The following is a 26,487-nucleotide window of genomic DNA, read 5'->3' on the forward strand; positions in this document are numbered from 1 at the left end:
CGGCAAACTCGCCTACCAGAAAAGCCGCGCTCAATAACAAGGCGGCCTACTGGCCACGCTTACAGCACATCCACCTTCCCGATGGTCGCGGCGTTTTTCGTGTTCCCCATGTGTCGTGCCTCCCCCGCCGGTGATTCGTGCGGTGGAACGTCCATAGGGCCGAACGCTATTGTGTCGTCCAGTGCTATGGTAAGCGCGTGTCGCGACCCACAAACGAAACCATCAATCCCCGGACTTATCGAAGGCACGGCGTCGCAACGCTGCGCGTGCATCATCAATCAACTCTACCTCGTCGCCAGTAAGCTGGGAGGGGCTGGTCGACCACACAGCGTGAGCATTTGAGGATGCATCATCCAGCCACCGCACGGACTCCACAGCTAAGCAGTTTTCCTTGCGGCAATGATCTTCCCAGCCGTCAAAGTCCGCATGGGGAATCGGGCCGCGCATGATCGCGATACGGACTGCCGGCAGCACTTCGCGCCACAGCGCCGAGTCAGGTGCTAGATCAGAGTCGTTCAGCGAACCAAGCATCTCAAACTCGCTACAGCAAACGTGACGAAGGTTGCTACAGTGCCTGACGCTAAGCCACTGTAAAACAGCGCTTTTTGTATTGTGGTCGGGGAGACAGGATTCGAACCTGCGACATCCTGCTCCCAAAGCAGGCGCGCTACCAGACTGCGCCACTCCCCGACGCGCATTTGCCCTTAGCGGCAAGGCGTTTGCAGATGCAAGCAGCATGTGCCGAGCGGCAAGATTCGGCGAAACGCGGCGGCGGCGAACCCGACCAGTCCCGGATTATTCCCGGAGCCTGATTCACGGTACGTTCTTCCTAACCCCCGGAGCCGCAGCATGAGCGACAACTATCCTTGCGGGCATAATCGTGGTGGTGACAACGACCAGTGGTTCAAGAACGGATCGCGCCAGAGTCGCCGCTGTCGCCAGTGCAATGTCAATGATGTCAACGCTCGCGGCAAAGCGGGGCGTGATGCACTTCGCACGCTGCAATCCATTCCGATGCTGAGTGTGCCTGCGGGCTGGGTGCTGGTGCCCGTCGCTGATCTTCGGGTTTTGGCCGACCTTCGGCAGCATATCCATCAACACGAACCCGATCGCGTGAAATGGGAAGGCGAGTGGCATTACGGCCCGCTGGCTACGGCTTTCATTTCCACCATCGAGGCTGTTGCGGACGCCGCAGACACCATGCTCGCCGCCACCCCCGCCCCGCCGATCGAAGGCCGGGATGCGGACGTGGAGCGGGTGGCACGCGAAGCCGCAAACGGGCTGGATTGGGACAAAGTGTATGCCGCTGCCCGTAAGCGCGCGCTGAACGAAGTGACCGGCACATCCTACGACGAGTATCTGGCTCGTGAGATTGCCGATCGCATCGCCCGCGCCGCCCTCCAAGCCCTCGGAGAACGGGGGTGAGCGAGGGTGACGAAGTGACGGTAGTGCAGCACCCAAACTGGACCGCCGAATACATGCGCTTAGCCAAGAGCGGGCGTGTTGGTCGTATTGAGCGGATATTCACCCCGCTTGGCGGCGAAGGCTCGCCGCCGGTCGTGCGCGTCGTTTTCCCCAAGGTCGCACCGTATCGCAAAGAGCGTGTCGAGTTCTTTGCGCCCAACGACCTGCAATTGAAGGACCCCCGCCCATGACGGACGATCTTGTGGGGCGGCTGCGCAAAGGGCGACTGATACAAGCGAACCAAACCCGCACCATGACATGCGGGACCACCGGCTTTCCAATTGAGGTTGGCACCGGCGAAATCCGGGAGTTGCCGCACCCCGACGCCCTAGAAGCCGCCGCCCGCATCGAAGCGCTTGAGGCTGCTCTGCGACCGTTTGCCGAGGCGGCTGACGATCTGGACGACAAGCATCGCGACAGTTCGCCGATCTGGGAAGCGCCCGCCGCACTTGGGATCGATGCCGGGCATCTTCGCGATGCTCAGAAGCTATTAGCGAAAGGTCCACCCCATGCAGACTGACGCAGAGGTCGCGGCGATTGTCGTGCTGCTCGGCCTTATCCCGATCGGCATCCCAGCAACCGTGATTGTGCTCGGCCTGCGTCGCCTCCGCGTCGCCCAGCACCTGAAACAGGAGAATGCGAAGTGAAGAAGAGCGCAATCGTGCCAGGTCGCAGCTACCTGAACAAGTCCGGTCGATCGGAGCGGAAAGTGCTGGACGTGGGGCCGCACGTGGCCGTCGATTGGTGCGGCGATGACGCGACGGAGCCAAAGGGCGAGCCGGGTGTCCAGTACATCGATCGTCGCATGGGCAAGACGATCTACGGCCCCGGATCGGGCAAGAGGGCGCAGACGATGTACCTGTCGACCTTCGCTTCATGGGCCAGTCAGATCGTCCCGGAAGGACAGGAGGCATGACCGACCCCCGCATGACCCCCACGAACGACGCGCCGGTGACGGTGGAGCAATGCGTCGCGAAGATCATGGACGATCGGATCGCTTATTTCGAACGGACGAACGGCTATTACGAGCGGGCCGACGCCGCGCGCAGCTACCGTGCGACCAAAACGGCTTTGCTTAAAGCCCTTGCCGCCCTCGCCTCCGCGCCTGCCGGGCCAGACCCTGACACCCCTGCATACGAAGCGGCTAGACAAGCTATTGCCGACGAACTGCGGCGCATAGCTGTCGGTGAACCCAAGAGCGGATATCGCGAAATGGCGGACCGGTTGGCGGCGGGACAACAGCCAACGATACCGGCCTATGTCGCTATGCAGGTAATGGCGCGTCAGTCCGTCTCCGCACCTGCTAGGGATGGGGTGCCTTCATGTGAGCGTTGCAATAAACCATCGCCGCAAGGTTTGCGCTGCTACGCTTGTTTATCGGGAGAAGTCGAACAATTGCGTTTTGAGGCTGATAGATTAGCCGCTCAAGCTGACCCATGTTCGGCAGTGTCTGTTCTGCTAAGTTTGGCGGCAGAAGAAGACCGCGCGATTGCGTTCTGTGATGATCCTAAAGATAGAGGGCGCTGTGCGATTATCGCCGCTGAATTTAGACGGGTGGCGAAATTGCTATCAGACGGTCACGATAAGGCTATTGACGCCATCGCCGCAGCCCTCGCTCGTCCGCACTCCGCTGTAGCGCCTGTCGGGAATGGGGATGCGATAAGAGAGGCGTTGCTAGTTGTTCGCGGAAGCGTCAGCGATCTCCGCAAAGGTTTTGCCAAGTACGTCGATCCCGCTCGATGGGTAGAACAGGTGGTTGCCCATATCGACGCAGCCCTCGCCCGCCCGCGCGCAGCGGTTCTATTGCGACAGCTTGCCGACGAAAACGCGCTGTCCGACCCGATCGAGGATATGCCGTTTGCCGAACGTGGCGCGGTCATCGCCTCGTTACGGCGTATGATCGCTGACCGCCCGCGCGCAGCGGTGGGGGAGCGGGAGGCGCGTGACCATGTCGACCGCGAGCATCTGCAACAGGTCGCAGACGGAGCGTTTGGCGACGGGCCGTTTACCCGTGGCGCTGCACGCGACCAGCTTGCCGCCCTGCAATCCCCGCCCGCGAAGGTGGAGGGGTGAGCGTGGATAGCAAAGACCCTCCGATCATCGAGCCGGGCTATTTGGCTGGCCTGAAGGTTGTCGACATTGGTGACATTCGGGTAGCGCGCGGACTGTCTCGTCGCCCCAACTCGTCATGCCGCCATCGGCAGATGCGATACGATCAGCAGGAGCGCCGGATATGGTGCGCCGACTGCGAGACAGACGTCGAGCCGTTCGATGCGTTCCTGATCGTGTGCGAGCATTTCGACGCCGCTGCCAAGAAGATCAAACGCGAGCGTGACGAGGTAGCAGAAGCGAAGGCCCACAACATCAGCCGAGTTGCGGCCAAGCGCATGGACGAGATGTTCCGGCGGAAACACATGGTGCCAGCCTGCCCGCATTGCAGCGCAGGGATCTTCCCCGAAGACGTGAACCGCATGGGCATGGTAGGACGTGATTTTGAGGCTGCGCGTCGTGCCAAGCAGAAGGACCGTCCATGACCGACCCCAACGACGAAATCGTCCTGAACACCGCCATCGCGCGGCTACAGGACTTCATCGACACCTACCCGGACGGCGAGCAAATCGACGGCGACATGCCGCTGACCAAGGACGATGTGCTGATGGTGATCGAGGCGGCTAAGCGTGGGGTGGGTGTGGTCGAGGTGCCGACAATCGAATCGCTCGACTTGTAGGTTTTCGTTCTTCATCCGTTCTGGATGGGCGACAAGAAGGCACCAAAAGTCTGGCTATGGCCGTCATGGGTCGAGACGGTCGGCGCCATGGCCGCATCCGATGCGAAGATCAGCGTGTCATGCGATCGGTGCAACGCCTACCGTGACGTCGACATACCGGCGCTGCTGGCGAAAGTCGGACCGAATTATTCGCTCATCAATCGGCGCTGCCGGTGCAAGCTCACGCCGGGCTGCAATGGTTGGAATCGCTTTCGGTATCTGCACGGGGTCATGCGCCGGCTGTGGGACGACAACGCCAGCGATCGGTGGCTGGCTCTGGAGAATGCATCAAGGCGGGAGATGACGCGGCTGATCCGGGAGGCCGGGGAAGAGCGCGAGAAGAAGCGGCTTAGGGAGCGGAGGTAGCTACCCCACCCGCCGCAGCACTTCATCCTGTACCGCTTCCCGCAAGGCGCGCTCAGCAGCTTCCTTCGTCAGCGGGTTGGCGTTCGAAGCGATGGCCTTGCCGATCGCAGGCAGGACGATGCGCTTCAGGGCAAAACGCGCGATGGCGCCGATGGGCAGCTTCATGGCTTGGGTTCCTCGGTTACCGATACGGGATCGTCCGGCGTACCAGCAGGCCGGGTAGGCGACGCAGCCGCAGCCAGCTCGCCCAGCTTGTCGGTGCCGCGCTGTTCCCACCGCTTTTGCACCGCCTCGACGATGCGCTGGAGGACCAGCAGGAAAGCGGCGACGTCGATGCCGGTCTGCCCGGTAAGCTCGCCTCGGAACGCGGATATGATGAGGACCGCCAGCACGCCGGTGCCAAGCCAGCCCAGCAGGCCGATTTCGCTGACGTGATCGCTGACGTTGGGGATTTTCACCGCAACACCTCCAACAGCTTGACCCGCAGAGCGTTGACGTGCGCCAGACCGATCGTCGTTACGTTGCCCATGTCTTCCCCCGGTACGCATCTCTAATCGCGGTAACCGACACCCCGTACTCTTCAGCGAGCGCGCGAGTTACGCCGCGATCACTTGTCTTTCTGGCACGGATATCAGCAACAGCTTCAGTCGTCAGTTTCCGGTTACCCACGAGCACGCGCGTTTCGCATTGCTGTTTTGGCGTCGCCCAGCGGCAGTTGCTTGGCTCGTAATTTCCGTTAGGATTTGGGAAACGATCCAGAGTTAGACCGTCGCGATAACCGTTATCTAGCGCCCACTCTTTGAACGAAGCAAAGTCGGCCCAGCAAGGATCAAAGGTTATCCCGCGCCCGCCATAGCGGTGCCATCCGATATGCTTCGGGCGCGTGCAACGCTCCTTCATACCCGACCAGATTCCGTACAGCTTGGTGCGACCACCCTTCCAACCGCCGTGCCGAGTGGTTGCTTCGCGATTGAGGCATCCGCAGCTAAGCGTCTTGCCCGAACGAACCGCGTCAACACGGCTAACCAAATCTCTCCCACAATCGCAGGAAAAAAGCCAACGTGTCCTTCGGTCAGTTCGGGGCATTGGCTGTTGAGCCATTAGCCTTCCAAAGCGTTGACCATGCAAGTTACTAGTAGCCTGACGCATAACCTTACCTAAGAACAGTTAGAAGTCGCTGGCGCAACTTGTTAACATGTTCTAAGCCAATCAAACCTCCGTTACAAATTCTTCTTGCGCCATCCGTGTCGCCGCGATCGAGCGCCGCGAACACCTTCCGATCCTTATAGAAGTCGCAGGCCAGCAACAGCGACAGCGCCGGCACAGCGGCAAGATCGGGGTCGGTATCCAGCCCCAACCCCAGACGCCGGTCCGCCGCCTCGTAATTCGCACGGCCGGTAAGCTGGAGCATCCCCCTGCCCCGGAACGCCCAGCCATCGCCGGGCTGCGTGTTGCCCATGCGCCCGTCATAGACCCGGCTCGCGATCAGCTCCGGCTTGCGGGCGACGGTCGCAGCACTCGCAGGCGTGAAGCGCGACGGCCATGTCCGCACCAGCGCCTCGCTGCTGTAATTCAGGTTCTCGACGAACACCCGGTAGCCGCCCGTCTCATTCGCTGTCTGGGCGAGGAAGTCGGCAAGGCGGGTGACGGACTGGTCGACGCCGTATGCCGGCAGATGGACGACGCAGGCGTTGGCGAGCGACTTGATGACCTTAGCGTCCGCGTTCGGGCCGACGACCCGCAGCAGCGCCGTATAGGTGCCTCGACCGGGGATGCCGTCTGGCGTTACGCCTAGCCGGGCCTGCGTGGCTTTCCAGTCGATCATTCCCCGCCCTCCTCCGCTGGACTAGCCGCAGCATTCGGCACCGCTGCGATGATCTTCGCAGCCCGGATGGTCGCTTTTTCCGCGGTGCTGTCGGTCTGCTGGCGCGCTCGCATTTCACGGATCCGTTCGGCGTGCTCTGCGGCTGCTTCCGGCTTGATCTCGATGCGGGTCAGCAGTGCTTCGAATGCCTGCGTGACATTATTCAGCTCATGCCGGAGAATGCTGATCTCGGCCTCATACGAAGCTCGCAGCACGCCGATCTCGGCCTCATACGAAACCCGCTGATCGTCAATTTTCTTCTCTAGTTTCTCGATACGCGACACGCGCCTGTCCCCCAACGCCATCTTCGCGCGCAGGCTTGCGTCCACGATCGCGGGCCACCCTTTGATGATTGCGAGAATGACGGAGCCAGCCAGCGCCCAGCCCCATGGTGCCCGCTCAAAGCTGGCGGTTATTGCGGTGGCGAACGTCGTCACAGCACCCGCGCCCGCACGCGCGCGCCGATCAGGCGCCCTTGCTTACGCTGGCCGGAAGCATCGGTGTGGAGGCCGTCGTACAGGTCGCGTCCCTGCCCGCCGCTGACCTCGAAGTCCGCGACGATCCCAGCTTCCGAAAAGGCGTCGATGACCGTGAAACCGTAGCGCGCCGCCATGCGTGCGATCAGCGCCCCCCAAGCCTGCAAGGTCGGACCGTCCAGTTGCGCCTGTTGCAGTGGCAGCGACACGAATTTCACCGCGTCAGGCCACTGCTGTTGCAGCCGATAAAAGCCAGCCCGCGCAGCCTCGATCGACACGGTCAGGTCCAGCGCGTTGTAAGCCTTGCCCATGGCGGTGTCGTAGTTGCCGAGCTTCGTCTGCTGGAAGCGCAAGTCGTTGATACCCAGCGCCACGATCACGCAATCGGGGGTGAAGCTTTGCGCGAAGGCGACGTCTAGCTGATGGTGAAAGCGCTGCCATGGGACCGCACCGCTGTAATTAGCGAAAGCAGCCCCGCCCCTCGCAAAATTGTAGGCGTTGGTCGGTGACAGCATCGGCAGCGCGTAATCCGGCCAATTCTGACTCCACCCCGATCCATAGGTATACTGCCCCGCCTCGACATTCTCGGTCGCGGTGATGCTGTCGCCGAAGATCGCGACGACCCCGATGGAGGTCTGTGCAGAACCCCCGCCAGCCTGCCGCCCCAGATTGCGGCTGCTCCACTCGACGACCGCCTCCTGATAGGGCCGGAATGCCGTCGCGACCGCGCCCGGCTCGACCTGCGTCGCCGTATAGTCGCCGGCATCGGCCTGTCGCTGGCGAGGGCTGAAGCGCATGTAGCGGGCGCCTGCGGGGACCGAGACGGTGTAGCTGGCACCTGCCGGTATCTGGCCATACGACACCAGTGCCGGATCGGGCGCATTTACCGCGGTCGGCAGCGCCGAATAGAAGGCATACACCCGCGCAATGGCAGGGTTCGCAGCCATGCCGCTGAAGGTGATTTCGGACAGGTCACCGACGAAGATGGGCGCAGACGCAACGCTGTTCGTCTCACCGTACAAGCCGCCGTTAAATTGGATTTCGCCGCCAACGCGCGCCGTTGACACATCGAACAGATTATACGCACCGCCGAACACTGCGTCCTTCGCGAAGGACGGCTCGGGCCGCTGGCCAGCGACTTGCCCGGCAACCGTCAGAATGCGCGGCGTGAAGGGCTGATATGCGGTCGCGGTCACCCCCGCCTCAACCTGCACATTGGCGATCGACACGGCCCCCGACTGACGTTGCTTCGGGCTGAACGCAAAGTACTTCGCGCCGTCGGGGATCGGCAGCGTCAGTGGATCGATGCTGCGGATTTGACCGTAGCTGACGAAGGTCGACTGCCCGATTGGCAGGTCATTGTAGAACGCATAGACACGGTCAATCGCCGGATTCGGCGCAAGGCCACTGATCGTGATGGCCGAGAAGTCACCGACGTAGATCGGCTGCGACGCAATGCTGTTCGCCTCGATCCCGATCCGACCGGAGAACTCGATTTCATTGCCGACCAATGCCGATCCGGCATCAAACAGGTTCTTGTCGCCAGTCACCTGCACCGCCGCGCCGAAGAACACGTCGCTGAGGGTCGTGTCCACAACCCACCCGCCGGTTTCGTAGTGATAGATGCCGTTCTTTGCCGGGGTAGCATCGTCGTATACGTGGGCCAGCGTACCGGGTCGCTGAGTGGTGTCCGCATCCAGCAACGCCTTCGTGGCGTAGAGCTTGAGGCCGGCTACTGCGCTGCCGATAGCTTGGTCGAGAAACCGGCCGATATTACGGATTTCGGCTTTGGCTGGCTCATGCGGGCCGCTGGCCGGGACGCCTTCGACCGCATAATCGCGAAATGCGCCCGCAAACCGATCAGCGATATCACCCACGACATTCTCCACTAGCGTTGCGGGGACGCTAGGGTCGGCGGTGACGCGATCGTACCGCCGTCAAGACGGACGGGTGTCGACTACAGTTGACGCGGACCATTCGGACAGACGGCCGTCGCCCACCGAATAGGCGACCTGCACGTTCAGGTTCTCGACCAGCGGTACAAATTCCGTCTGGAACGACACGCCGGGGCCGGGGTCTGCATCGGCATATTCCCGCTCGTTCCAGCTACCGCCAGTGCCGACGCGCCAGCGGGCATACCACGTCATGTCAACGCGATCGGGTCCGTTCGCAGCAATCAACACACGGGCGCCGGTTGATTGTGTACCGTCGACCGGTTCGCCGGCCGGGTCTTCGGTTTCGGGGTTCTGACCCACCGCACTGAACACCGCCGTTGCGCTGATAATCATCGGCGTTTCCAGCGGCTCGCGAGCGATACGATCCCCGGTCGGGGCTGGGTCGCCCTCCTCGGTCGCGGGGTTCCAAGCATCGATGTTAGGGTCGGCTGCAATCCACGTTGCCGACACAGCGCCCGTTTGAAGATTGCGCGATAGCTGCGTGATCTCCGCCGGCCCGCTATAGGCCACGAACTCGTCGTCGGTGCCGACAGCCTCGGCCAGCAGCAGGTCGATATAGCGCTCGCCGAGCATCGCATCGCCTGCACTAGTGGTCACGAAGGTCCCGCGCTTGGGCGCCATGGCCTGCGCCATGCGACGCTTTGCGAGCCGCCGCGCCTGCGAATGCGACGGCACCTGGTTGGCGAGGTCGTCCGCGCGAATTGCACCGCGCGTCAAAATATCGCCCTCATCGACCCAGCTATCGGTGTCGACCGTATTGAAGTCGTGCGCTGCCGACACGTACGTCACGCCGATTTGATTGACGGCGTTCTCGTCCTCAATCCCGTCCTCGACCGAATAGGCGGTAATGACGTCCGGGCCAATGCTGACCGTGGGCGAATAGTAACGGCCTGCACGCGGGACCAGCGCCCCGTCCTTGCGCGACGCCAGCCACCCGTCGCAGCAGCCGAGCAACGCAGCCTTCACCGCCTTGTGCTCGGACCCGTCGCCGGCATGACGGTGGCTCAGGCACGACCGATAGCGAGGCTCAGTGCCACCGTCCCGCAGCGGGACAGGAAGGTCGGCATCGTCGGCGGCTGCGGTCCAAAGGGCTAGCGTCGGCGCGAAATGCCGCTGCCAGTCCTTGCCATCACGAACCAGCAGGTAGTGCGCGATGTGCAGCCAGACGTTCTCCGACCACTTCCACGAAAGCGGATCGGCCACCGACTGCGCCGGGTCTCGCCAGTCGAACACCGGCTGCGCACGGATCACGATCGCCAATGGAGTCTGGTTCGGCCCGCCGGACGGGAACACCTCCTGATAGTATTTCGCCTTGACCGGCTTCGACAGCATGTAGCCGGTGACAACGCCGTCGCCGCGGTGATCTTCGGTCCAGATGCCGGGCAGCTTGGCAACTAGCGGAGCGTGCGCGGTCTCTGTCGCGGCACCAAGATTTGCGCCGATCTGGATCACGTCGTTCGCGCCGTATGCGCCGTCCTCGCCGCGGGCAACGAAGCCATCCGCCAGTCGCGTGACCGGCTTATCGCCGAGATACCAGCCCTCGATTGCGTCGATGCGCCCTTCGTGGAACGCCCATGCGTCGACCGCCGTGCCGTCCTGCGCCGTCTCGTACAGAATGTACGCACCGAACAGCTTCACCCGACCATAGGCCGAATAGCGCGGCGGGCGCTCGGTCTTGATCGCGCTGCTGGTGGTCTCAGCTTTCGGGGCTTGAGGGCCAAATGCTTGATTGAGCTGGAACGTACCCAGCGAGATAAGAAGAGGGTTGCCGGTCGCCACACCGATTGCCGTTAGCGCGATACCGGAAATGACTTGCCCCGCCTTCTTGTCGATCAGGCCGATTGGGCCGGACAGCAGGGCGCTCAGCACCTTGCTCATGGCCGCCAAGCCTTGAGGACGGGCGCAGGCATAAACTCCTGCCCGCGTAAGCCCAGCGCCGCCCAGCGTTCGCCAGTATAGATCGCAGCGGCTTCGTTCAGGCCGCAAATGGTCGGGCGCTGGATGATGCCGACACATCCGGGCGTGAGGCCAGCAGTCTCGGGCGCACCCACCAGAGCCATGCCATCGGTCCACAACTGCACCAGCCCACCGCGCCGGACGATCAGCGCGATGGCCTGCCGTTCAGTGGCGTAGTCGAGACCCAGCGCCGTGATCGGGTTCTGCCGGCCGCATAGCTCGACCCAGCGCGCGACCCAGCGGCAACAGTCGAGATGCACCCAGTCCCATGCCGGACGCGGGGCCGCGAGATACTCGGCGACCCTCATCCGTTCGGACCGAAATCGCGTGAGGTGCCGGAATTTATACCGGACACGCGGTCAAAGATGCGATCGGTTGGCGAGCGACGACGCTGCTCTGCGTCCGTCCAATACGCGTTGCTCGTTCTAGACCGCCCGGTATCCTCCGACCCCATCGACAGCGTAATGGACCGTTGCCCTTCCGGCCGATCAATGCCTAGCTTGTCGGCTCGGTAGCGCGCCTGCCACTCGACGTCGACGATCTGCCAGAGGTCGTCGAACGTCACGACGCCGATATCGACCGCCGCACCCTTGATGTCGTCCGCGTCTTGCAAAGCCAGCTTGACGGTCGCAGCCGTTACGCCGCTGACGTTGATATCGATCCGATCCGCCCGCCCGTTAATAAGCTGCTCAAGCTCGTCGAGGCCGGAAAGCAGCTCGCCCCCGCCTAGATATCGCGCGCCGTCTTCCGTCTCGACGTCATCCGCCGGCAGCAGCAGGTCGCCAGAGCCAGACCACAGGCGTGCAGGCGGGTCGGTTGCGATGCGGACGATCAGGTTACGGTTCACGGCGTCACCACCGGGGGCCGCATATCCTCCTGAAAGCTGATCGAACCGGACGAGAAGACGCCCAGCGACAGCGCATTGGCGGGCTGCGAGGTGCGCCGCATCCGGCAGCGGACGTTATCGAAGTCCAGTTCGTCGCCCGCTGCAATGCCACCACGGATCGGAGGCTGGAACGTCACCCGATAGCCGCCGCCGATTGGCTCGACGCTGTAGATCTCGTAGGCGCGCTCGCCCCATGCCGGATGGACGTGCGTGAACTTCTCACCGCCGATCAGGCCACGACCAGCAGCCAGGGATATGTCGAGCACAGTCGCACGGTTGCCGCCCGCCTGTCCGTTGACGACGGCCAGCACCCGCCCACTGGCACCCGAGCCGCGGTACAAACTGTCGTCGCTGAATGGGGTGTCGTCGCTGTGAGGCACCGACTGGCTGCCCGTGACAGGCTGGTGGAGCGCGTCGCAGAATTGCACGATCACCGCCACCGATCCGCCCAGCATCCCGGCGTTGAGTGCGCGCCATGCCAGCGTCTCGGCCCGACCTGCGTCATCACGATCGCCAAAGTCAGCCCCGGTGAAGTCAGCGCGCCATGTCCCGCCGCCGTCGTTGCGGATCACATCCTCATAGCCGGACAGCGAGACCCCGCCCGATATGGTCGAGCCGTCCACGCGAATGTCCTGGTCAGCGAAATTGAACTGACATGGGTGGAATACGCGTAGCGCCATGCGGGGACGCTATGGATGGGGCGGGCTGGCGATTACCGCCGTTACGCCTTCAGCGACCCGCGTCGAGCCTCTGCGGCCGGGGTGTCACGGATCGCCGATTGATAGCTGGTCGCGCCTGCCCGCGCGGCTTGGCCGTCGACATATTCGCGAATGCCAGCCACGAAGTCAGGCAGCAGCAGGCCACCGCGCGCGTCGAGACTGAAGTGCTGGTGCACCACCGTTTGCGCTGGGCGGGCGCTTGCCTTTGCCTGACCCAGCGGGATCACGGTGCCACCCTGACTGCCCATGCGCAGGAGTTCGACACCGCCGCGGTTCTCGTTGACGCGCACCGTCTGGCCAGGGGCCACGTAGCCGCCGGATGCTCGGCCGAAAAGGGACCCGATGGAGAAACCGCCACCGCCGCCAAGACCTCCGCCAAGCGCCTCCAGCAACGGCTTGATGATCGTCTGCTGCACAGCGATGCGGATTAGGTCCGATATGATACTGTTCGCGACGTTCTTGAACACGTCACCCAGCGATTTGCCGTTGGCGATAGCGTCGGTCAGCCCATCGTTCAGGTCGCGGAGCGCGTCGACGCCGATATCTTCGAAGGCTGTGCCTAGATCGGCCCCGGTTGCGTCGATCTGCCGCTTTGCCTGTGCCACCGGCCCTTCATAGCGGCGTTCGACGCCTGCATTCTCAGCAGCCTGCAATCCCTGTAGCTGGCGCAGGCGAGCCTCGGCGATGCGACGCTGCGCGTCTGACGCGGTTTGGCTGGTCGCGACTGCTTCAAGTTCGGCACGCTCCTGCTGATAAGCTAGGTCGATCAGGCGAAGATCGATCGCGCGGCGTTCGGCGCGAGTGTCGACAAGCTGGCTCTGCAACCGGAGCATATCGCTCTCGGTTCGGATCGCGGCACCGGACGCGGCCAGCGCTTCGCGCGCCTGCGCTTCCTGAAGGTTAGTCGTGACGTTGATGTTGCGCATGCCAGCCACCTGTCGGGCAAGCAGGCGAAGGCGCTCAGCCTCGACGGCGGTGTAGCGCTTTGCCGATTCGTCAGCATCAATACCCTCAAGCCGACGACGCAGGTCGCTGGCGATCTGCTCGCGTTCCGCTGCCGCCAGTTCCTCGGCGTTGACCGCCTGTTCGCGCTTGGCAGATGCGATCTGGCTGTTCAGCTGCTCCAGTTCGTTGTTGAACGCCTCGTCATTGCGAACCTGCCGGACGCGCTCGGCTTCGGCGCGGCGAGCGAGCGTCGCAGCAGACGGCCCCTTAGGCCCCTTCTTGTTGGTATCGCGGATTGCCTGCTGCTCGGCGTCAAGCGTCCGGTTCTGCTGTGCGACGCCTTGGGTGTACCGGCGATCAGCCGTAGCCTGAGCCGCTTTCTTGGCTTCGCCACTCAGCAAGGATGCCGCGCCAGACGCCAGTTTATATTCCAGCGCCAGCTTTGCCACGGCGCGTTCGTGGCGCTGAACCGCAGCAGCGTTCTTGTCACTCGCAGCGGCGGCATCTTGTTGCAACAGCGGAATGCGAGCGTTGATAACGGCGTTCTCTGCATTGGCGACGGCCTGATTCGCTCTCGCCAACGCCTCTTTGGCCGCTGCCTCGCGTTTCGCTGTAGCTTCGACCGCGCCGGCGATGTTGCCGCCGGGGCCAAGGGCAACTTGGGTACGCGCATCCTTCGCAGCCGCCGCCGCGATAGCTGCCGTGCTCGCTGCGCCCTTCAGCTTCTGGATCGTAAGCTGTCGTTGACCCTCAGCCGCCGCCAAGGTTGCCTGCGCCTGCTCGCGCAAAGTGCGGTTCTGCTCCTGCAACTCCTTACTCAGCTTGGCACTTGCGATAGCCGCACCTTCGAGGCTCAGCTTGAAGATGTCCTGCGCCAGCGCCGAATTGCGTGCCTTCTCTGCATTCGCCTTCAGCTTCTCGACCAAGTCATCAACGCTCTCGCCGGCCTTGAACGCCTCAACCGCCAGCACGCCCAGCACGGAGCCGGCCGCGAGCACAGCGGCACCGAACGGCCCGGTGAAGTACGCAGCGACTTGCCCGGCCTTCCCGCCCATATCGGTCAGCGCTTCAGCGACCTGCGGCGCCTGCTGCGCAATCACAACGAACGGTGACGACCCCGAAGACAGCGATGCGCCGACGTCGGCAAACTGCCTGCCGAGGTTGCGCGTGCCGTTCGCCATCTGGCCGGCCGATCGCACAACCTGCTGTTCACCGCGAGAGGTGGCGGCGATGACGCGCGACATGGCCTGTTCGGTCGTCGTCGCCGCGCCTGCGATCTGGGAATTGAACGCTTCGGTCTTCGCGATCAGTTCGACCGATACGGAGCCAGCACTTTCAGCCATCAGTGCGCCTCCATCAGCTTCCGCAGCCGCGGAGCGTCAGCCGGCGGCTTCTCGGTCGATTGCGCCTCATTCCACTTGGCAAGGCGCGCGGTGTATTCCCACCATGTCAGCGACCGCCAATCGGCACCGAAGACACGGCAATTATCGATGACCTGAGCGAAGTCGATCAGTTCATCCCGTTTGCCGGCTCGCTCGCCGGCTCGGCTTTTTTTGGCGGATCGTACCCTTCGATACGGGCGGCGAGGATGGCAGCGGCGAGGTCCCACGCGCGGCGCAGCGGCGCATCATGCAGGTAATGCTTCACCAGCTTGCCAGCGCGGATTTCGTCGACCTCGACCCGTCTGCCGTCGACTTCACCACGTCCGCCGCCGATCAGTCCAAGCCGGACGACTTCGAACAGGTCCAGCGGATCGGCTTCACCTTCCAGCGGCGCGCCAACCTCGCTGCCGTCCGGCAAAACGTACCGGCCCTTGAGCGTCCGCGCGAAGATGGCGAACAGGCTTGCGCCCCGCTTCTCCTGCAACTCCGCGATCTGTGGCAGCTTCAGATCGAACAGGTAATCGCCGTCCGCGAACTCCAATTCGATCGCGGTGGCTGGCGTCACGCGACCGGCGTCCAGACAAGCTCGTCTTCGCCAGCGATCGTCACTTCCATCGTGGCTTCGTTCGGCGACAGCGACATGTTGCGCGCGGTCATGACGCCAGCTCCCTTGAAGGTGCCGAGCACGTCGCCTTCATCAGTGCCGTCGTACTTGATTGCGACCAGTTCATAGTTACGGCGGATGCCAAGAACAGCCTTCAGCGCGGCGATCTGGTCGACGTTCGTCACGCCGCTGCCAGTGACGTCCCACTGCTGGCCGGTGACACGGACAGCACGGCGCGGGATCATGCCCGGCTTGGCGCAGTCCCGGCGAAAGCGGTCGGACGACTGCACGGTTTCATTGATCGTGGCGTTCTCGACGCCGCAGATGTTCGCGAAGACCTCCGGGGACGCACCGTTCCCCAGCTTCACGATCACGGCATCGATTTCGGTGGGATAGCTCATTGCGTTCTCCGGCGTTTGCGGAGACGCTAGGAACTGGCGGTAGGGGTGTTACCGCCGTTAGCGGCTGCCTAGCTGGCGGCCTTCATCGCATCAGCGACCAAATCTTCGTCGAAGTCGATATACTTCCTTGTGTCGGGCTGATCGTTCAGATCGGGATACCGGCAGACCTGATTGTCTCGAATTGGCGTGCCGTAAGCGTTTGCTGCATCGTACTGAATAACGACGCTCCACTTCCCGTCATCCATCTTCACCTGATCGGCTTGGATCTGCTTGTAGGTCGAAGGAGCTTTCAGTTTCTTAAGCAGGTATTCCCGGCACTGAGCAATCGCAGGCGGCTCAGCCTGCTGCGGGGATGCGCAACTAGCCAGCATCACAAGTGCAAGCACTGCCCTACGCATCCCGGTCCCGATCGATCATAGCCGTCCGCTCCCGCATCTGCCGCCGCCGATAGTCCGCGGTGAAATCGCTTTCGGACGACGTCATGGCCTCGGTCAGCAGGATATGTGCTGCCTGTGCCATGTCAGGATCGCGCCCATTCGCCTCGTCGCGAACCGACGCGACAACAGCCGGATCAAGAGCGCCAGTCCGCACCATCTGCTTGATGATCGCCAGCGCCAGCTCGGCGTCGATGGATTCGTCGCGGTCCACGTCAGCAACCAAGTCCGGCGCTTACTTGCGATCTAGCCGATATCATCGTCACTATCGCCTTCTTCAATAACCGCATGGACGTGAACAATACGATACGCCAATGGCTTACCGAATGCGTTCAATTCCACGTTGACGTCGACGTCGAACAGGCTGCGGAAAATGTTGCCATCAAGCAGCATCATTTCGGAACGCACTCGCTGTTCGGCTAAATCAGAAGCGTAGACGACAGCCAGTGGCTTCGGATGAACCTTTTCGATGATAGCTCGCTCGCCAGATTTTCTACCGGGCTTCCCCGTCTCGACACTTGGGCGAACGAATTTCAAGAGCACCCGCTCGTGGTCTGTGGCCAGCTTCGCGTCCAAGTCTTGCCTGTGAGCGGATATCTGACGCTCTGCTTCGCGTGCTTCCGGCGTACGAAATTTGAAAGCGCTGGTGACACGACGCTCGCCGTCTTCAAAAACCGCGGCCTCCAGCAATGCGCTGGCGTCGGGGTCTCGCGCGATTGCGCCAACCGTTTTGTGAAAATCAGCCAAATCGGCCTTCGAGGCTTTCTCGTCGCGCTTACCGCTGAGATATGGCGACAGCCGGTTCGCGATATCTCGAACGAAGGTCGTTAATATCTGCCCTTTATCGATTGCATCAATAATACCGGGAAGCCGTGTCGCGGTGTAGGCACTGCCTACAAAGGCAACAAGATCGGCTTCAATGCAGCCTTCGCGCACATCTTTTACAAAGAACTCACCTTCGGCTCGCAGCTCTGGATGATGCGTGGCGACGAACTTTTCAAACTGGTTGCCCAGGCCGACAAATTCCGCGACAAAATCCGTCAACGCGATTGGCTCGCGAGTATCGAGCTTTAGCCTGACGTGCGCCCCATCCGGTCCCATGCCATCGGTATATGAACGTCTCGCCGGCGAGTCGATTGTCATTCGTTACCCGTCACGCACCGGACGCGCAGGTTCTGCACCGTATGGAAGGCATCGGCCTCCGCGCCGTCAATCAGCAACTGCCCGCCGCGCCATTCGATTCGGGCATAACCGTTGGTCAGATCGAACCGCTTGCCGTCAAGGGCGCGAGCGATTGCAGAGCCAAGCCGGGACGCGTGATCCTCGGCCGTCTCCACGATTGCGCCGCCCAATTCACGCGGATCAGCGAACCCATGCACCGCGACCAGCATTTCCATGCCGTCCAAGCAGGACGCCCGGATCGGCAGAACGGAAGGCGTGCCATAGCGGATAAACGGCCAGACGGGGTTCGGCGCGACTTGGGTATAGACCTGAGCAGCCGGCACGATAGCGGTCACCGCTGCGTCGGCCTTCAGCAAGGTTAGAATACCTTTGCGGACAGCCAAGGTGTTATCGCGTGCCATTTCCGCCCTTCAAATCTGCCGCCACCGCGCGTTTCACATAGTCGACGAGCACCGGCTTGGTGCGCTCGGCAGCCGGCCCCATGAACGGGCGCGCGGCCATCTTCGATGTTCCGAACTCCAGCGGAGCACTGTACGGGGCGTTGCTGCTGACCTCGACCTTGGCCGGACTGATCTGCACGACCTCGATGTTGTTGGCGAGAACGCCTGTGTCTTGGTTCGGCGGCTCGCCTGGGCGCGAGGGAACGTGGCCCTTGCCCGACACCGCCCCCTCCGTGATCGATCGCTGCGCTTCGGTCGTCAGAAACTCACCGGCCGCGAAAAGCGCCTTGCCGACGTTCCGCGTGCCGTTGGCGCCGGTCGCGAGAATACCCGCAACCGCCTGCCGCTGCCCAGTGATCTTAGGCATCCTTGCGTGCCCGACAGTCCCAGCCCACGCCCACCGGATCGCGCGCCACCGACTGCACCGAATACAGCCCGGCGTTCGGACCCGCAGTCACCTCGACGCGTGCGGTGGTATCCAGCGCACCCGCCAGCGTCGCAGTCAGCACGATCAGGCGAACGTCTTTTTGATTGAACCCGTCCTGCAACCGCATAGCATCCGTCACCGCATCGACCTGCGCCATGCAGGGCCGCTCGACCGGCTGCCCCGGCGTGATAATCGACCCGCCCGCGTCAATGACAGGCGCAGTCTCGGTCCGCACGATCGCCGGAAAGTACGGCCCGTCATCGCCAGACACCGCGGTCGCGAGCTGAGCGAAGATGCCGGCGAACATCAGCAGGGCCACGCGCAGCCGACGAGGCGCGGGCCAGCGGTGTTACGCCGCAGCAGCACCGCGAACGCCTGCCCGTAGCGGGTCGAGGAATACCCTCCCGCCGCCGCGCGCTGGGCGACAGACGCGTCGAAGCTGGCCGAAAAGCTGGCCGATCGGAAGTCGGTGATGCCCTTTGCCAGCAAGCCGCTGACCTGATCCCCTGCCCCGACCTCGCCATTCGTCACCATCTCATGCGCGGCCAGCGTCATCAGCCCGACCGCATAGTCCGCCTCCGACCAGTCCGTCGTCACGGTGCGCTCGGCATCGGTCAGCCAGTATTGGACACGCGCGTCATCGATCGCGGCGAACTCCGGGTAGCGGGCTTTCAGGTCGGCGGGGGTTGGTGGGGTCACGCGGTCACGACCTCATACTCGACGATGTACGTGGCAGACTGGTCGGCAGCTAGCGACGCGCGCGGGAACACCGCCTGCACGACCTCATCGGCAGTCTTGGACACGCCAATCTCACGACGCGTGCCGATATCCGGGGCCTTGTCGTAGGTGGTGACGTGGAAGTCGGCACCCGGCGCGCGGATCGCCAGCTTACCGCCCTTGACGCTGCACTCGGCGACGCCTGCTGACACGACCTTGTTCGCAGTGTCGAACTGCCCCGCCTGATCCGGGTCGATCGAGCGGAAATACTGAAGGTCGAGCGCGGCCTTGGTCGTGTTGCGCAGGGTCACGGCGAGGCGGATCGTCTTGCCCGTAATGGTGACATTCTGCGTGACCTCGACCCCCGACACGCTGCCTTCCCACATCAGCGGACCGTTGAACCCGCCCGCGATCTGGTAATAGCCGGCCAGCAGCATGTTGGCGTAGCGCTTGCCTGCGATGATGACGCCGAAGCCCTCGATCGCGCGGCCTTGCAGGACCAGATCGGACAGCGGCGGGACGTACAGGCCGATGCGTGCGAAACCGCTCTTCAGGTCGCTGCGGAAGCCGGGGATGGCCGCGTTGTTGACCTGACCGATGCCGCCGAATTTATTCAGGACGACGGTCATGTCGGGCGTCTGAAGCGCGGCTTCGCCGTTCACGACAGCGGCAGTCAGCGTCGTGCCGGCAGGCGGCGGCGGCGTCGTCGGCTCCGGTGCGGGCGGCGGAGCCGGGGTGGGCGCTGGCGTCGGTTCGGGTGCAGGCGTGGGCGTCGGCGCAGGCGTCCCCGTACCCGGCTTCACGTTAGTATAGGTGAAGTTCGGCGCACCCGGCAGCGGCCCCCACCAATTCCCCGCCTTCGGAACGCCGTACTTCTTCGCCCCGGCGGCGGATACCTTCACCACGCCGTCGTCGTTGCTGTCAGGCAGTTTCTTCGCAAGCTGGATGGTGGTCATGGGTGGCTCCATTTCGGATGCAAGTTGTTGATCTGCGGCGAAATCGTGGAGTAGGGTCGCGCACATGCAGACAATCCTCGCGCGGCTGACTGCTGCGTTCCTGTACCCCGCCCGGAAGATCCAAGAGCGCCGCGCCGAAGAGAACCGGCTGCGCGCGACTGGCCTTTGTACGATGTGCCGCAAAGAGCCGGCGACACATCCCGAGCATACCTGCGAGATGTGTCACCTCGACCTGTTCCCGTGAAAAGGCGCTGACGATCAGGCAAGGCTACCCCCCCACTTGGTCGCCAGATCGGTGATCGCCTTCTGGATTTCCGCATCCGAATGCGACGCGGTTTCGATCACCAATTCGTAGAAGTCCAAGTTCTTCTGAACGGTTTGAATGCCGCTGCCGACCATGACTGCGAACAGACGGAACACCTGCGGCGTGCCAAGCGCTGCCGTGTCCTGCGCCACCGTTGACGCGAACTTGGTCGTCGAATTGTACCAGATGTCCAGTGACGTACCGGTGTGACGGATCGCAACTACGATTGGCGTGCCAACTACATCACCATTGGCCGACGAAGCGGTCACGTCATTCTGGCTGGCAGTTCCGGACTTTTTACGGACGCTGGATGCAGTGCCATTCCGGCTGACATAGGCCACTTGATCGACCGCGCTGCCATTTACGCGCGAAGCCGCAAAGGGATAGCCCGTGTTGGTATCGGTCGGCTTGAACACGAGAAGGACGACATAGGGCAGGTCGTCGCCTGCCCACATTGTCGAGATTGGCGCGTTATCCGCCGCTGCCAAGTACGGAACAGCACTGGCCGAGGAAATATCGCGGACCAACCGGATTGCGTTGCGCCCATTCTGTGCCGCGCTGACCGACGTGATCGAACCGCCAGTACCACCCCGCGTCAGATCACCGCCGCCCGACCGCTTATTCACAAGCGTCGTGATCGCCACGTCACCGCCTGCAGTATCCGACGCATCAAACCAGCCCGGGCCGGTCCATTGGGTGTACGAAGTTGGAGTGGGCGTAGGAGTCGGCGTTCCCCCGCCTGTGTAAGTTGCCACGATGCCATTCAAGTCATATTGCAGCGGATTGCCTCGCGACTGACCAGTTGCGGGCCGGTCGTCCGCAATCCAAGCTGCTCCGGGACTGGTCCCCACACCGCTGCGTACGCGGACAGCCTCACCGGGGGCAGATGCGAGCGTCAGGTCGAACTTATTGGCACCATTCAGGGCAACGCTGTTGATGGTAACTGCGGCGCCATCGCTTTCACGCGAAACCGAAAAGCCCGCAGGAGTGAGCGTTCCGGTAGCTCCCGAAGTGCCGACATTAGTCAGTGCGGTCGCGCCGTCGTTCAAATCAACGGTAACGCTTACCGTGGTATCGGCCACCGTCGCCGATGCCATCGTTGGTCCGAGCGAACCGGCAATGGTCACGCCAAGGCGCCGCGCAATAGCGTATCCGATGCGACGACCGATGACGGCGTTGCCGGTATCGCTTTGGTGGACGGTATCCGCCAACTGCACATCGTAGCCCGAACCAGCGTAATAAACGTCGGCATTGGCAAGATCGAAGTTCTGTTGAGCGCGTTTGATCGCGTTGTTCGAAGCCGTCGTGCCTCCGGTTTGGCGAATGAGCGGCATGATCATATAGCCGTCACGGGGCTTCGCGTTCGCGTCGCTTTCGTGCCACCCGCGCCACGTTTCAAGCGCGGCTTGATACGTCGCCTCACTGGTCCCGTCGTTCACGTCCTGCGTACCGTGCGACAGCATAATCACCAGATTGGGGCGACCAGTTTCAGCATAGCGCGCCAGCGCTTCCGGCCTACTGGTCGTGTTGATGTAGGCCATGGCACGACCACCAGGAGCGTTGGCTACGAAGGCCACCGGCACGTTCAGCGCCGAGACAAGCGCGTTACCGGCTGCGGCTGCGCCAGAACCGCCGCCGCCCAATACGGTAGTGCCGCTCACACTAGCCGTCGCCGCAGCCTGATACCATCCTTGGACGCCAAACGAGGCATCCGCACCGTTTCCGCCGGACCCCGTTTCCAGCAACCCAGCCTTGCCGTATGCGCTGACCTTATCGCCCGCCGTGACGCTTCCGCCGCTGCTGACGTTGGCGATAAAATAACGGGCCTGCGACTGGCCTTCGATACCGATCACGATGCCTGCGCCAATACGCGCCGACGTGGCAAAGATCGTGCCACCTGCGGGCCGGAATTGCAGCCGCTGCCAGTTGGGGCTTTCCGCCATCGGCACGTTCCCGGTCCACGTTCCACCGGTTGGCGACGTCGAAACCGTCGACCACGGGGTGATCTCGCTACCGTCGTCGTAGCTGACCGACCGGCATTCGATCGCAGTCGGTGAACCGGTGAAGGTGACTGAAACAGGTACTTGCGATACCGCACCGGAACCGCTGCGCGCCTTTAGATCGGCTGCATTGGTGATCGGGAACACTTGTCGTTCGCTCGATATGCCGAGGGCGCGGAAAGCTGCCGTACCCGTCGAAACTGCGGTTACTTCTGTCGGCCCCGGCGTCGGGGTGGGGGTGCCGGCCGAAATCCCGGTAATGACAACCGGGTAATCCACCCGCAGATCGCCAAGCGTCTCGCTGACCTTAGCCGTCTGCGATGCCCCGACAGCGATAGCCGAAGCGGCCGAGATAACCCCGGTCGTCGCGTTCAGCGTCAGGTTGCTGTTCGTCCCGGAGATGAGCGCCAGCGTGCTCGACGACCCCAGCAGGCGCGACACGGTGTAGACGGCACCAGCAGCAGAAGCGGTGCCCGACTGCGCAATAGGCGCGCCCCCTGCCCCGCTATAGCTGGTCGTTCCGTCCGGCGCGATCGACAGCACCGGGGCGCCGGCTGCCTGAATATCGAAGCGCCACTCTTTGCGCCCTTCGCCGGGCCGCACCTCGAAGAACACCAGCGTCGATACCGGATACGGCAGCCGATCCGAGGAGAAGCGCCCGTTGACGTAGGAGAAGCCCGGCGAGCCATCGCCCGACATCTCGATCGTCGACCCGGTTTGCAGCCCGTTGAGGACCGCGGCGAACGGGCGGCCCTGAACGCCCGTGGTGGTTGTCAGGGAGAGCGCGCTGAATGCCATGCGCTACGGGATGCGATGGCATAGGGGGTGGTATTACCGCCGTTAGGTGACCTTGTAGACCGCGATCGGGACCGCGATCGTCGAGCCGATGCCGAGCGCCGGGTTGAGCAGTCCGACGTTCAGCGTGTTCGCTCCGCTGACATAGACGTCCTGTAGCGAGGATGCCCCCGGAGCGCCGGTCAGAATGGCTATGATGCGGTCACCGACAACAAGGCCGGACATCGCCACGGTGTAGCGCTTCACGCCCAGCGCGAGAGCCAGCACCGTCGTCTCGCCTACGGTGGCCGTGCCGATCAACGACAGGCGCCCCGCAGGCATCGGGTGCGCGTGGTCTTCACGCGCGGCGTTGGTCGAAGTGCCGGCAGATGCCGTGCCCAAAGCCAGAGCAGGGGTGGTGCCGAGCGGTGTGGCGGCCGGGATGGTCGGACGATCGGTGATATCTGCCCATAGGTGCGTATGCGCAGACGGAGCGAAGGTTGCCGGCTTGTCCGTAATGTCCGCCCACAGGTGGGTATGCGATGAGGGCGCGAAGGTCGTCGGGATGCCCGTCAGCGACGAATAGGCGTGCGTGTGGCTGGCCGGCGGGAAGACGGCAGGCTTATCGGTGATGTCGCCCCAAGCATGGCTATGCACGCTCGGAGGGTAGCTGTCCGGCTTGCCCGTCACGTCCGCCCATGGGTGCGTATGCGGGACCGGCACGAATGTCGATGGCTTGCCCGGCAGCGTGCCCCAGGTGACGCGGACACCCAGCCCCATAGACCGCAGCGTCATAGCCCGATCCCATACCACAGACGCAACGGCAGCAGATCCGCATCAGCCGGCACATCAGGCGCGACAGGCACTGCCAGCGGCGCGGCCGACATGAAGAACGGATACTGCGTCGAGAACACGCCCCAGAATCCGGGCGGGAACTCCCAATCCACGCCACCGTCATAGACCAGCAGCGGCGTGGTCGGTATCGCCTGCCCGCTCGGCCGAGACGTGCCGCGCAACCCAATGACGCAGACGTTCGGGTTGTAGATCGCGAAGGTGTTATAGCTCGACTTGATGAAGCCGCTCGGCACCTTGAACGCGTTCGCGGTCGTGGGCGTCCGATAGGGCTGGACCAACAGCGCGCGGGTCATCCGCTTGAATGCGAAGCTCACGACGAATACCCCAGATTGAGGCCGATGATATCGCCCGCCATTAGGCCCGACGCGTCATCCGGGATCAGCATAAAGGCAAGGCCAGTATCGAACCGCAGCCCTGACGGCCATTCGCGTCCACCCGAGGCCAAGCCGACCAGATAGACCGTCCATTTCGGATCATCTGTTGCCTTCGGCGTGGTCGCCTTGTCGTACAGCATCAGCCGTACCCCACCGCCGCGCGCATTGTAGGCGTCCGCGCTCAGCAGAACGACCGGCGACGTGCTGACGACGGTGGCGTTCAGGCCGTCGTCTGCGCTGTCGAGACCGAACGTCTGGGTGATGGCAGGCGTGCCGGATGGGGCGGTGCTGTTGCCGGTGCCAGAGACGCCCGGAGCGTCGAACAGATTGCCGGCGCTGTCTCGGTAGATTGCGGCGTTATCGATCGACACGGTACGCTCCTAACAAAATGGGCCGCCGCCCAGACGGGAAGCGGCCCAGGTTCGGGAGGATCGGGGCGGTTATTCGGCGAGGATGGCGTCGCGACGTGCTTCGAGAGCCGCCAGCGCGCTATCACGCGACTTGCCAGCGGTCTCGGCGTCAATCAGCTTCTGCACCTGGTCTGCGTCGGTGACGGTCTTGAGGTATTCGGTCAGCTTGGTGACGCTCTGGTCCAGCGGACCGGGTTCTGCCGGCGTATCGTCATGGCTGAACCTGAAGACGCCAAAATGCTTGGCGCTTTCGTACTCGGCCTTCGTGATATCCACGTCCTGAACGGACTGGCCCGCCTCGACGCGAACCGGGGGGATCGCGTTGAGCATGTGCGGGCCATCGCTGGTGTTCGTGGCGTCGGTGCGGATCAGATCGGACATGGCTCAGAACCCGTAGAGGTAGCGGAAGGCACCGGGGCGGATGACCTCGACGCCGCCGGTGCGGAATGCGCCCGGGACTTGGAAGCTCATGGGGCCGTCCTGCCAAACCGGCATGAAGCGGTGCGGCATCGGCAGATGCAGCTTCACCACGTCTTGGCGGTTGGCGTAGATCACCATCAGCTTCGTGTTGCCCGGTCCCAGCGTTTCGAGACCCAGCTCGCCGCGAATGGTCAGCTGCTGGCCGGTCATCTGCGTGTAGATGTTGGTGCGCAGAATGAACGACAGGATCGTTTCGCTGTTGGTCGACGTCAGCGGCGTCGATGCCAGCTGCGCGATCGTGGTGTACGGCAGGATGATCGTATCCGCCATCTCGACCGTGCGCGACCCGGTGAACACGCCAGTCAGACCGCCGTTGATGTCGGCGACGATCTGCGCGGCGGTCTTGGTCTGCGTGCCGTTGCCATCGAACCAGAGCGTATTCGGGGTGCCGGTGCCATTGGCAGCGACCGAACCGGACGTCACGTTGGTCGAGGTCGCCAGCCCTTGCAGGCCCTTGTCGGCGTCGCCCTGAAGGGTAACGCGCCACATGAACTCGGTGTACGCACGACGAGCGGCCAGTGCCTTGTCGGCGGTGAGGTTCTGACCGATCAGCTGCGCAGTGCCGATCTCTTCGCTGTCGTAGCCGTAGCCGACAGCAGCCATGTGGATCTTTACCTCGTTCTTGTCGCGGGTCACATCGGCGCGCGGCACGTCCTTGGCGGCAGCGGTGTACCATTCGGCACGACCAACCGACGACGACAGGAAGGTGACGACGCCGGGGGTGAATTCCGGTGCCGAGGTATCGACATAGACCAGTCGGCCGAAGTCGAGGTCGGGGAACGCGGTCGCATATGCCGTCGCGTTGACGGTATAGGACTGATTGACAACAAAATTGAGCGCCGCAGTCTGGGCGTCAGTGGTAAGAGCGTACATGAAACCCCCTCCTTACGACGGGATGCGGCGCAGCCGCACCTTGAACAGCGAGCCGGAACCGGTGGCGGCAGTGTCGGCTTCAGCGCCAGGCACGGCGATTACCGTGCCGCTCGTCGCAGCGGTGGTGTAGCGGCCCGACGTGGTGTTGAAATTGACGGCTGCGCCCACCGTAATCGCGGCATCCGCCAGCGCCCACACGACGCCGGCATCCAGCACCGCGACGTTATCGCCAGCGCCGTAACCATCGCTCGTGCCGCCGCCCATGTGCGAAAAATGCCGAGCACGGGCGATGCCGATGAACTCGCCACCCGACGCCAGGGGAGCGCAGCCACGATCGCCGTTGCGCTGGACTGGTGCGCCGAAGACAATGGTCGCCGAAGCGGTACGGGTGAGGCCGTTCCACTCCTCCATGTTCGCCAGCAGGCCGGGATAGCCCGGCGCCTGATACTGATCGTAGGTCGTCTGATATGCCATGG

The 26,487-nt window shown here is 63.1% G+C and carries 38 protein-coding genes and 1 tRNA gene; 10 read left to right on the forward strand and 29 right to left on the reverse strand.

The annotated features are described in order from the left end of the window. Window positions 1-222: 222 nt before the first annotated feature. Both ASE59_RS19530 and ASE59_RS06305 read right to left on the reverse strand, forming a co-directional pair. Window positions 223-531, reverse strand: a complete 309-nt coding sequence (locus ASE59_RS19530; protein ID WP_156359909.1) for a hypothetical protein — start codon at window positions 529-531, stop codon at window positions 223-225. 82 nt (window positions 532-613) lie between these two features. Further along, a tRNA-Pro gene (locus ASE59_RS06305) sits at window positions 614-690 on the reverse strand. Between the two features lie 159 nt (window positions 691-849). Between ASE59_RS06305 and ASE59_RS06310 the strand changes: the two genes are divergently transcribed. Genes ASE59_RS06310 through ASE59_RS06335 form a run of 9 tightly spaced genes read left to right on the forward strand, consistent with a single transcriptional unit; the run spans window position 850 to window position 4,597 of the window. Continuing rightward, window positions 850-1,425: a hypothetical protein gene (locus tag ASE59_RS06310; protein ID WP_156359910.1), complete on the forward strand. Its 576-nt coding sequence runs from the start codon at window positions 850-852 to the stop codon at window positions 1,423-1,425. Further along, entirely contained in the window at window positions 1,422-1,655 is a 234-nt protein-coding gene (locus ASE59_RS19535; protein WP_156359911.1) for a hypothetical protein, read from the forward strand. The genes ASE59_RS06310 and ASE59_RS19535 overlap by 4 nt, the downstream gene beginning before the upstream one ends. Further along, complete coding sequence (locus ASE59_RS19540; protein ID WP_156359912.1) at window positions 1,652-1,984, forward strand: hypothetical protein; 333 nt, start codon at window positions 1,652-1,654, stop codon at window positions 1,982-1,984. Before ASE59_RS19535 ends, ASE59_RS19540 begins: the two co-directional genes overlap by 4 nt. Beyond that, a complete protein-coding gene (locus ASE59_RS19545; RefSeq protein WP_156359913.1) occupies window positions 1,974-2,111 on the forward strand; it encodes a hypothetical protein in 138 nt (45 codons plus the stop codon). Before ASE59_RS19540 ends, ASE59_RS19545 begins: the two co-directional genes overlap by 11 nt. Continuing rightward, window positions 2,108-2,380, forward strand: a complete 273-nt coding sequence (locus ASE59_RS06315; protein ID WP_056453849.1) for a hypothetical protein — start codon at window positions 2,108-2,110, stop codon at window positions 2,378-2,380. Before ASE59_RS19545 ends, ASE59_RS06315 begins: the two co-directional genes overlap by 4 nt. Beyond that, window positions 2,377-3,537 carry a hypothetical protein gene (locus ASE59_RS19550; protein ID WP_156359914.1) on the forward strand — a complete coding sequence of 387 codons (1,161 nt, stop codon included), beginning with the start codon at window positions 2,377-2,379 and terminating at the stop codon, window positions 3,535-3,537. Before ASE59_RS06315 ends, ASE59_RS19550 begins: the two co-directional genes overlap by 4 nt. 2 nt (window positions 3,538-3,539) lie before the next feature. Beyond that, entirely contained in the window at window positions 3,540-3,998 is a 459-nt protein-coding gene (locus ASE59_RS19055; protein WP_082458171.1) for a hypothetical protein, read from the forward strand. Next, entirely contained in the window at window positions 3,995-4,192 is a 198-nt protein-coding gene (locus ASE59_RS06330) for a hypothetical protein (RefSeq protein WP_056453858.1), read from the forward strand. The genes ASE59_RS19055 and ASE59_RS06330 overlap by 4 nt, the downstream gene beginning before the upstream one ends. A gap of 24 nt (window positions 4,193-4,216) precedes the next feature. Beyond that, window positions 4,217-4,597 (forward strand): hypothetical protein, encoded by a 381-nt coding sequence (locus ASE59_RS06335; RefSeq protein WP_056453861.1) that lies wholly within the window; start codon window positions 4,217-4,219, stop codon window positions 4,595-4,597. Here the strand turns inward: ASE59_RS06335 and ASE59_RS19555 are convergent, their stop codons facing one another. The 20 genes from ASE59_RS19555 to ASE59_RS20190 all read right to left on the reverse strand — a co-directional run bounded on the left by ASE59_RS19555 (window position 4,598) and on the right by ASE59_RS20190 (window position 19,941). Further along, entirely contained in the window at window positions 4,598-4,762 is a 165-nt protein-coding gene (locus ASE59_RS19555) for a hypothetical protein (protein WP_156359915.1), read from the reverse strand. Continuing rightward, a complete protein-coding gene (locus ASE59_RS06340) occupies window positions 4,759-5,055 on the reverse strand; it encodes a hypothetical protein (RefSeq protein WP_056453864.1) in 297 nt (98 codons plus the stop codon). Before ASE59_RS06340 ends, ASE59_RS19555 begins: the two co-directional genes overlap by 4 nt. 695 nt (window positions 5,056-5,750) lie before the next feature. Continuing rightward, window positions 5,751-6,422: a glycoside hydrolase family 19 protein gene (locus ASE59_RS06345; protein WP_056453867.1), complete on the reverse strand. Its 672-nt coding sequence runs from the start codon at window positions 6,420-6,422 to the stop codon at window positions 5,751-5,753. Continuing rightward, on the reverse strand, window positions 6,419-6,898 hold the full coding sequence (locus ASE59_RS06350; RefSeq protein WP_056453870.1) for a hypothetical protein: 480 nt from the start codon (window positions 6,896-6,898) through the stop codon (window positions 6,419-6,421). The genes ASE59_RS06345 and ASE59_RS06350 overlap by 4 nt, the downstream gene beginning before the upstream one ends. Further along, a complete protein-coding gene (locus tag ASE59_RS06355) occupies window positions 6,895-8,814 on the reverse strand; it encodes an SGNH/GDSL hydrolase family protein (RefSeq protein WP_156359916.1) in 1,920 nt (639 codons plus the stop codon). The genes ASE59_RS06350 and ASE59_RS06355 overlap by 4 nt, the downstream gene beginning before the upstream one ends. A gap of 60 nt (window positions 8,815-8,874) precedes the next feature. Beyond that, the gene (locus ASE59_RS06360) at window positions 8,875-10,770 is read right to left on the reverse strand and encodes a hypothetical protein (RefSeq protein WP_056453876.1); all 1,896 of its coding nucleotides are present in this window, start codon (window positions 10,768-10,770) and stop codon (window positions 8,875-8,877) included. Further along, entirely contained in the window at window positions 10,767-11,156 is a 390-nt protein-coding gene (locus ASE59_RS06365) for a DUF6950 family protein (protein WP_056453879.1), read from the reverse strand. Before ASE59_RS06365 ends, ASE59_RS06360 begins: the two co-directional genes overlap by 4 nt. After that, entirely contained in the window at window positions 11,153-11,695 is a 543-nt protein-coding gene (locus ASE59_RS06370; protein WP_056453882.1) for a hypothetical protein, read from the reverse strand. The genes ASE59_RS06365 and ASE59_RS06370 overlap by 4 nt, the downstream gene beginning before the upstream one ends. Next, window positions 11,692-12,414, reverse strand: a complete 723-nt coding sequence (locus ASE59_RS06375; RefSeq protein WP_056453885.1) for a hypothetical protein — start codon at window positions 12,412-12,414, stop codon at window positions 11,692-11,694. Before ASE59_RS06375 ends, ASE59_RS06370 begins: the two co-directional genes overlap by 4 nt. Window positions 12,415-12,455: 41 nt before the next feature. Continuing rightward, window positions 12,456-14,741: a phage tail length tape measure family protein gene (locus ASE59_RS06380; RefSeq protein ID WP_056453888.1), complete on the reverse strand. Its 2,286-nt coding sequence runs from the start codon at window positions 14,739-14,741 to the stop codon at window positions 12,456-12,458. A 166-nt stretch (window positions 14,742-14,907) separates the two neighbouring features. Next, the gene (locus tag ASE59_RS06385) at window positions 14,908-15,345 is read right to left on the reverse strand and encodes a GTA-gp10 family protein (protein WP_056453891.1); all 438 of its coding nucleotides are present in this window, start codon (window positions 15,343-15,345) and stop codon (window positions 14,908-14,910) included. Next, on the reverse strand, window positions 15,342-15,785 hold the full coding sequence (locus ASE59_RS06390) for a hypothetical protein (protein WP_056453894.1): 444 nt from the start codon (window positions 15,783-15,785) through the stop codon (window positions 15,342-15,344). The genes ASE59_RS06385 and ASE59_RS06390 overlap by 4 nt, the downstream gene beginning before the upstream one ends. Before the next feature lie 68 nt (window positions 15,786-15,853). Then, complete coding sequence (locus ASE59_RS06395; protein ID WP_156359917.1) at window positions 15,854-16,183, reverse strand: hypothetical protein; 330 nt, start codon at window positions 16,181-16,183, stop codon at window positions 15,854-15,856. Continuing rightward, the gene (locus ASE59_RS06400) at window positions 16,176-16,433 is read right to left on the reverse strand and encodes a hypothetical protein (protein WP_156359918.1); all 258 of its coding nucleotides are present in this window, start codon (window positions 16,431-16,433) and stop codon (window positions 16,176-16,178) included. Before ASE59_RS06400 ends, ASE59_RS06395 begins: the two co-directional genes overlap by 8 nt. A gap of 32 nt (window positions 16,434-16,465) precedes the next feature. Beyond that, the gene (locus ASE59_RS06405; protein WP_156359919.1) at window positions 16,466-17,362 is read right to left on the reverse strand and encodes a hypothetical protein; all 897 of its coding nucleotides are present in this window, start codon (window positions 17,360-17,362) and stop codon (window positions 16,466-16,468) included. Further along, window positions 17,359-17,802, reverse strand: a complete 444-nt coding sequence (locus tag ASE59_RS06410; protein WP_082458148.1) for a DUF3168 domain-containing protein — start codon at window positions 17,800-17,802, stop codon at window positions 17,359-17,361. Before ASE59_RS06410 ends, ASE59_RS06405 begins: the two co-directional genes overlap by 4 nt. Then, window positions 17,789-18,208: an HK97-gp10 family putative phage morphogenesis protein gene (locus tag ASE59_RS06415; RefSeq protein ID WP_156359920.1), complete on the reverse strand. Its 420-nt coding sequence runs from the start codon at window positions 18,206-18,208 to the stop codon at window positions 17,789-17,791. The genes ASE59_RS06410 and ASE59_RS06415 overlap by 14 nt, the downstream gene beginning before the upstream one ends. Further along, window positions 18,201-18,587 carry a hypothetical protein gene (locus ASE59_RS06420; protein WP_056453909.1) on the reverse strand — a complete coding sequence of 129 codons (387 nt, stop codon included), beginning with the start codon at window positions 18,585-18,587 and terminating at the stop codon, window positions 18,201-18,203. Before ASE59_RS06420 ends, ASE59_RS06415 begins: the two co-directional genes overlap by 8 nt. Next, window positions 18,575-18,967 (reverse strand): DUF4054 domain-containing protein, encoded by a 393-nt coding sequence (locus ASE59_RS06425; RefSeq protein ID WP_056453913.1) that lies wholly within the window; start codon window positions 18,965-18,967, stop codon window positions 18,575-18,577. Before ASE59_RS06425 ends, ASE59_RS06420 begins: the two co-directional genes overlap by 13 nt. Continuing rightward, complete coding sequence (locus ASE59_RS20190) at window positions 18,964-19,941, reverse strand: hypothetical protein (protein ID WP_200913173.1); 978 nt, start codon at window positions 19,939-19,941, stop codon at window positions 18,964-18,966. The genes ASE59_RS06425 and ASE59_RS20190 overlap by 4 nt, the downstream gene beginning before the upstream one ends. 64 nt (window positions 19,942-20,005) lie before the next feature. Here ASE59_RS20190 and ASE59_RS06435 point away from each other — a divergent pair, with 64 nt between their 5' ends. Continuing rightward, window positions 20,006-20,185 (forward strand): hypothetical protein, encoded by a 180-nt coding sequence (locus ASE59_RS06435; RefSeq protein WP_056453918.1) that lies wholly within the window; start codon window positions 20,006-20,008, stop codon window positions 20,183-20,185. A gap of 14 nt (window positions 20,186-20,199) precedes the next feature. Here the strand turns inward: ASE59_RS06435 and ASE59_RS06440 are convergent, their stop codons facing one another. From ASE59_RS06440 to ASE59_RS06470, 7 genes are all read right to left on the reverse strand, one after another. Continuing rightward, a complete protein-coding gene (locus tag ASE59_RS06440; RefSeq protein ID WP_056453921.1) occupies window positions 20,200-23,043 on the reverse strand; it encodes a hypothetical protein in 2,844 nt (947 codons plus the stop codon). Window positions 23,044-23,085: 42 nt separating this feature from the next. Next, window positions 23,086-23,814, reverse strand: coding sequence for a hypothetical protein (locus tag ASE59_RS06445; protein WP_156359921.1), 729 nt, complete (start codon window positions 23,812-23,814; stop codon window positions 23,086-23,088). Continuing rightward, a complete protein-coding gene (locus ASE59_RS06450; protein ID WP_056453926.1) occupies window positions 23,811-24,188 on the reverse strand; it encodes a hypothetical protein in 378 nt (125 codons plus the stop codon). The genes ASE59_RS06445 and ASE59_RS06450 overlap by 4 nt, the downstream gene beginning before the upstream one ends. Beyond that, window positions 24,185-24,619 carry a hypothetical protein gene (locus ASE59_RS06455; RefSeq protein ID WP_056453929.1) on the reverse strand — a complete coding sequence of 145 codons (435 nt, stop codon included), beginning with the start codon at window positions 24,617-24,619 and terminating at the stop codon, window positions 24,185-24,187. The genes ASE59_RS06450 and ASE59_RS06455 overlap by 4 nt, the downstream gene beginning before the upstream one ends. A 69-nt stretch (window positions 24,620-24,688) precedes the next feature. Continuing rightward, on the reverse strand, window positions 24,689-25,039 hold the full coding sequence (locus ASE59_RS06460) for a hypothetical protein (RefSeq protein ID WP_056453932.1): 351 nt from the start codon (window positions 25,037-25,039) through the stop codon (window positions 24,689-24,691). A gap of 3 nt (window positions 25,040-25,042) precedes the next feature. After that, window positions 25,043-26,011, reverse strand: coding sequence for a DUF2184 domain-containing protein (locus ASE59_RS06465; protein WP_056453935.1), 969 nt, complete (start codon window positions 26,009-26,011; stop codon window positions 25,043-25,045). A 12-nt stretch (window positions 26,012-26,023) separates the two neighbouring features. Next, window positions 26,024-26,485 (reverse strand): DUF2190 family protein, encoded by a 462-nt coding sequence (locus ASE59_RS06470; RefSeq protein ID WP_056453940.1) that lies wholly within the window; start codon window positions 26,483-26,485, stop codon window positions 26,024-26,026. Between the last annotated feature and the right edge of the window lie 2 nt (window positions 26,486-26,487).

Origin of the sequence: Sphingomonas sp. Leaf10 (genome assembly GCF_001421245.1) — a bacterium.
Taxonomy (GTDB): Bacteria; Pseudomonadota; Alphaproteobacteria; order Sphingomonadales; family Sphingomonadaceae; genus Sphingomonas.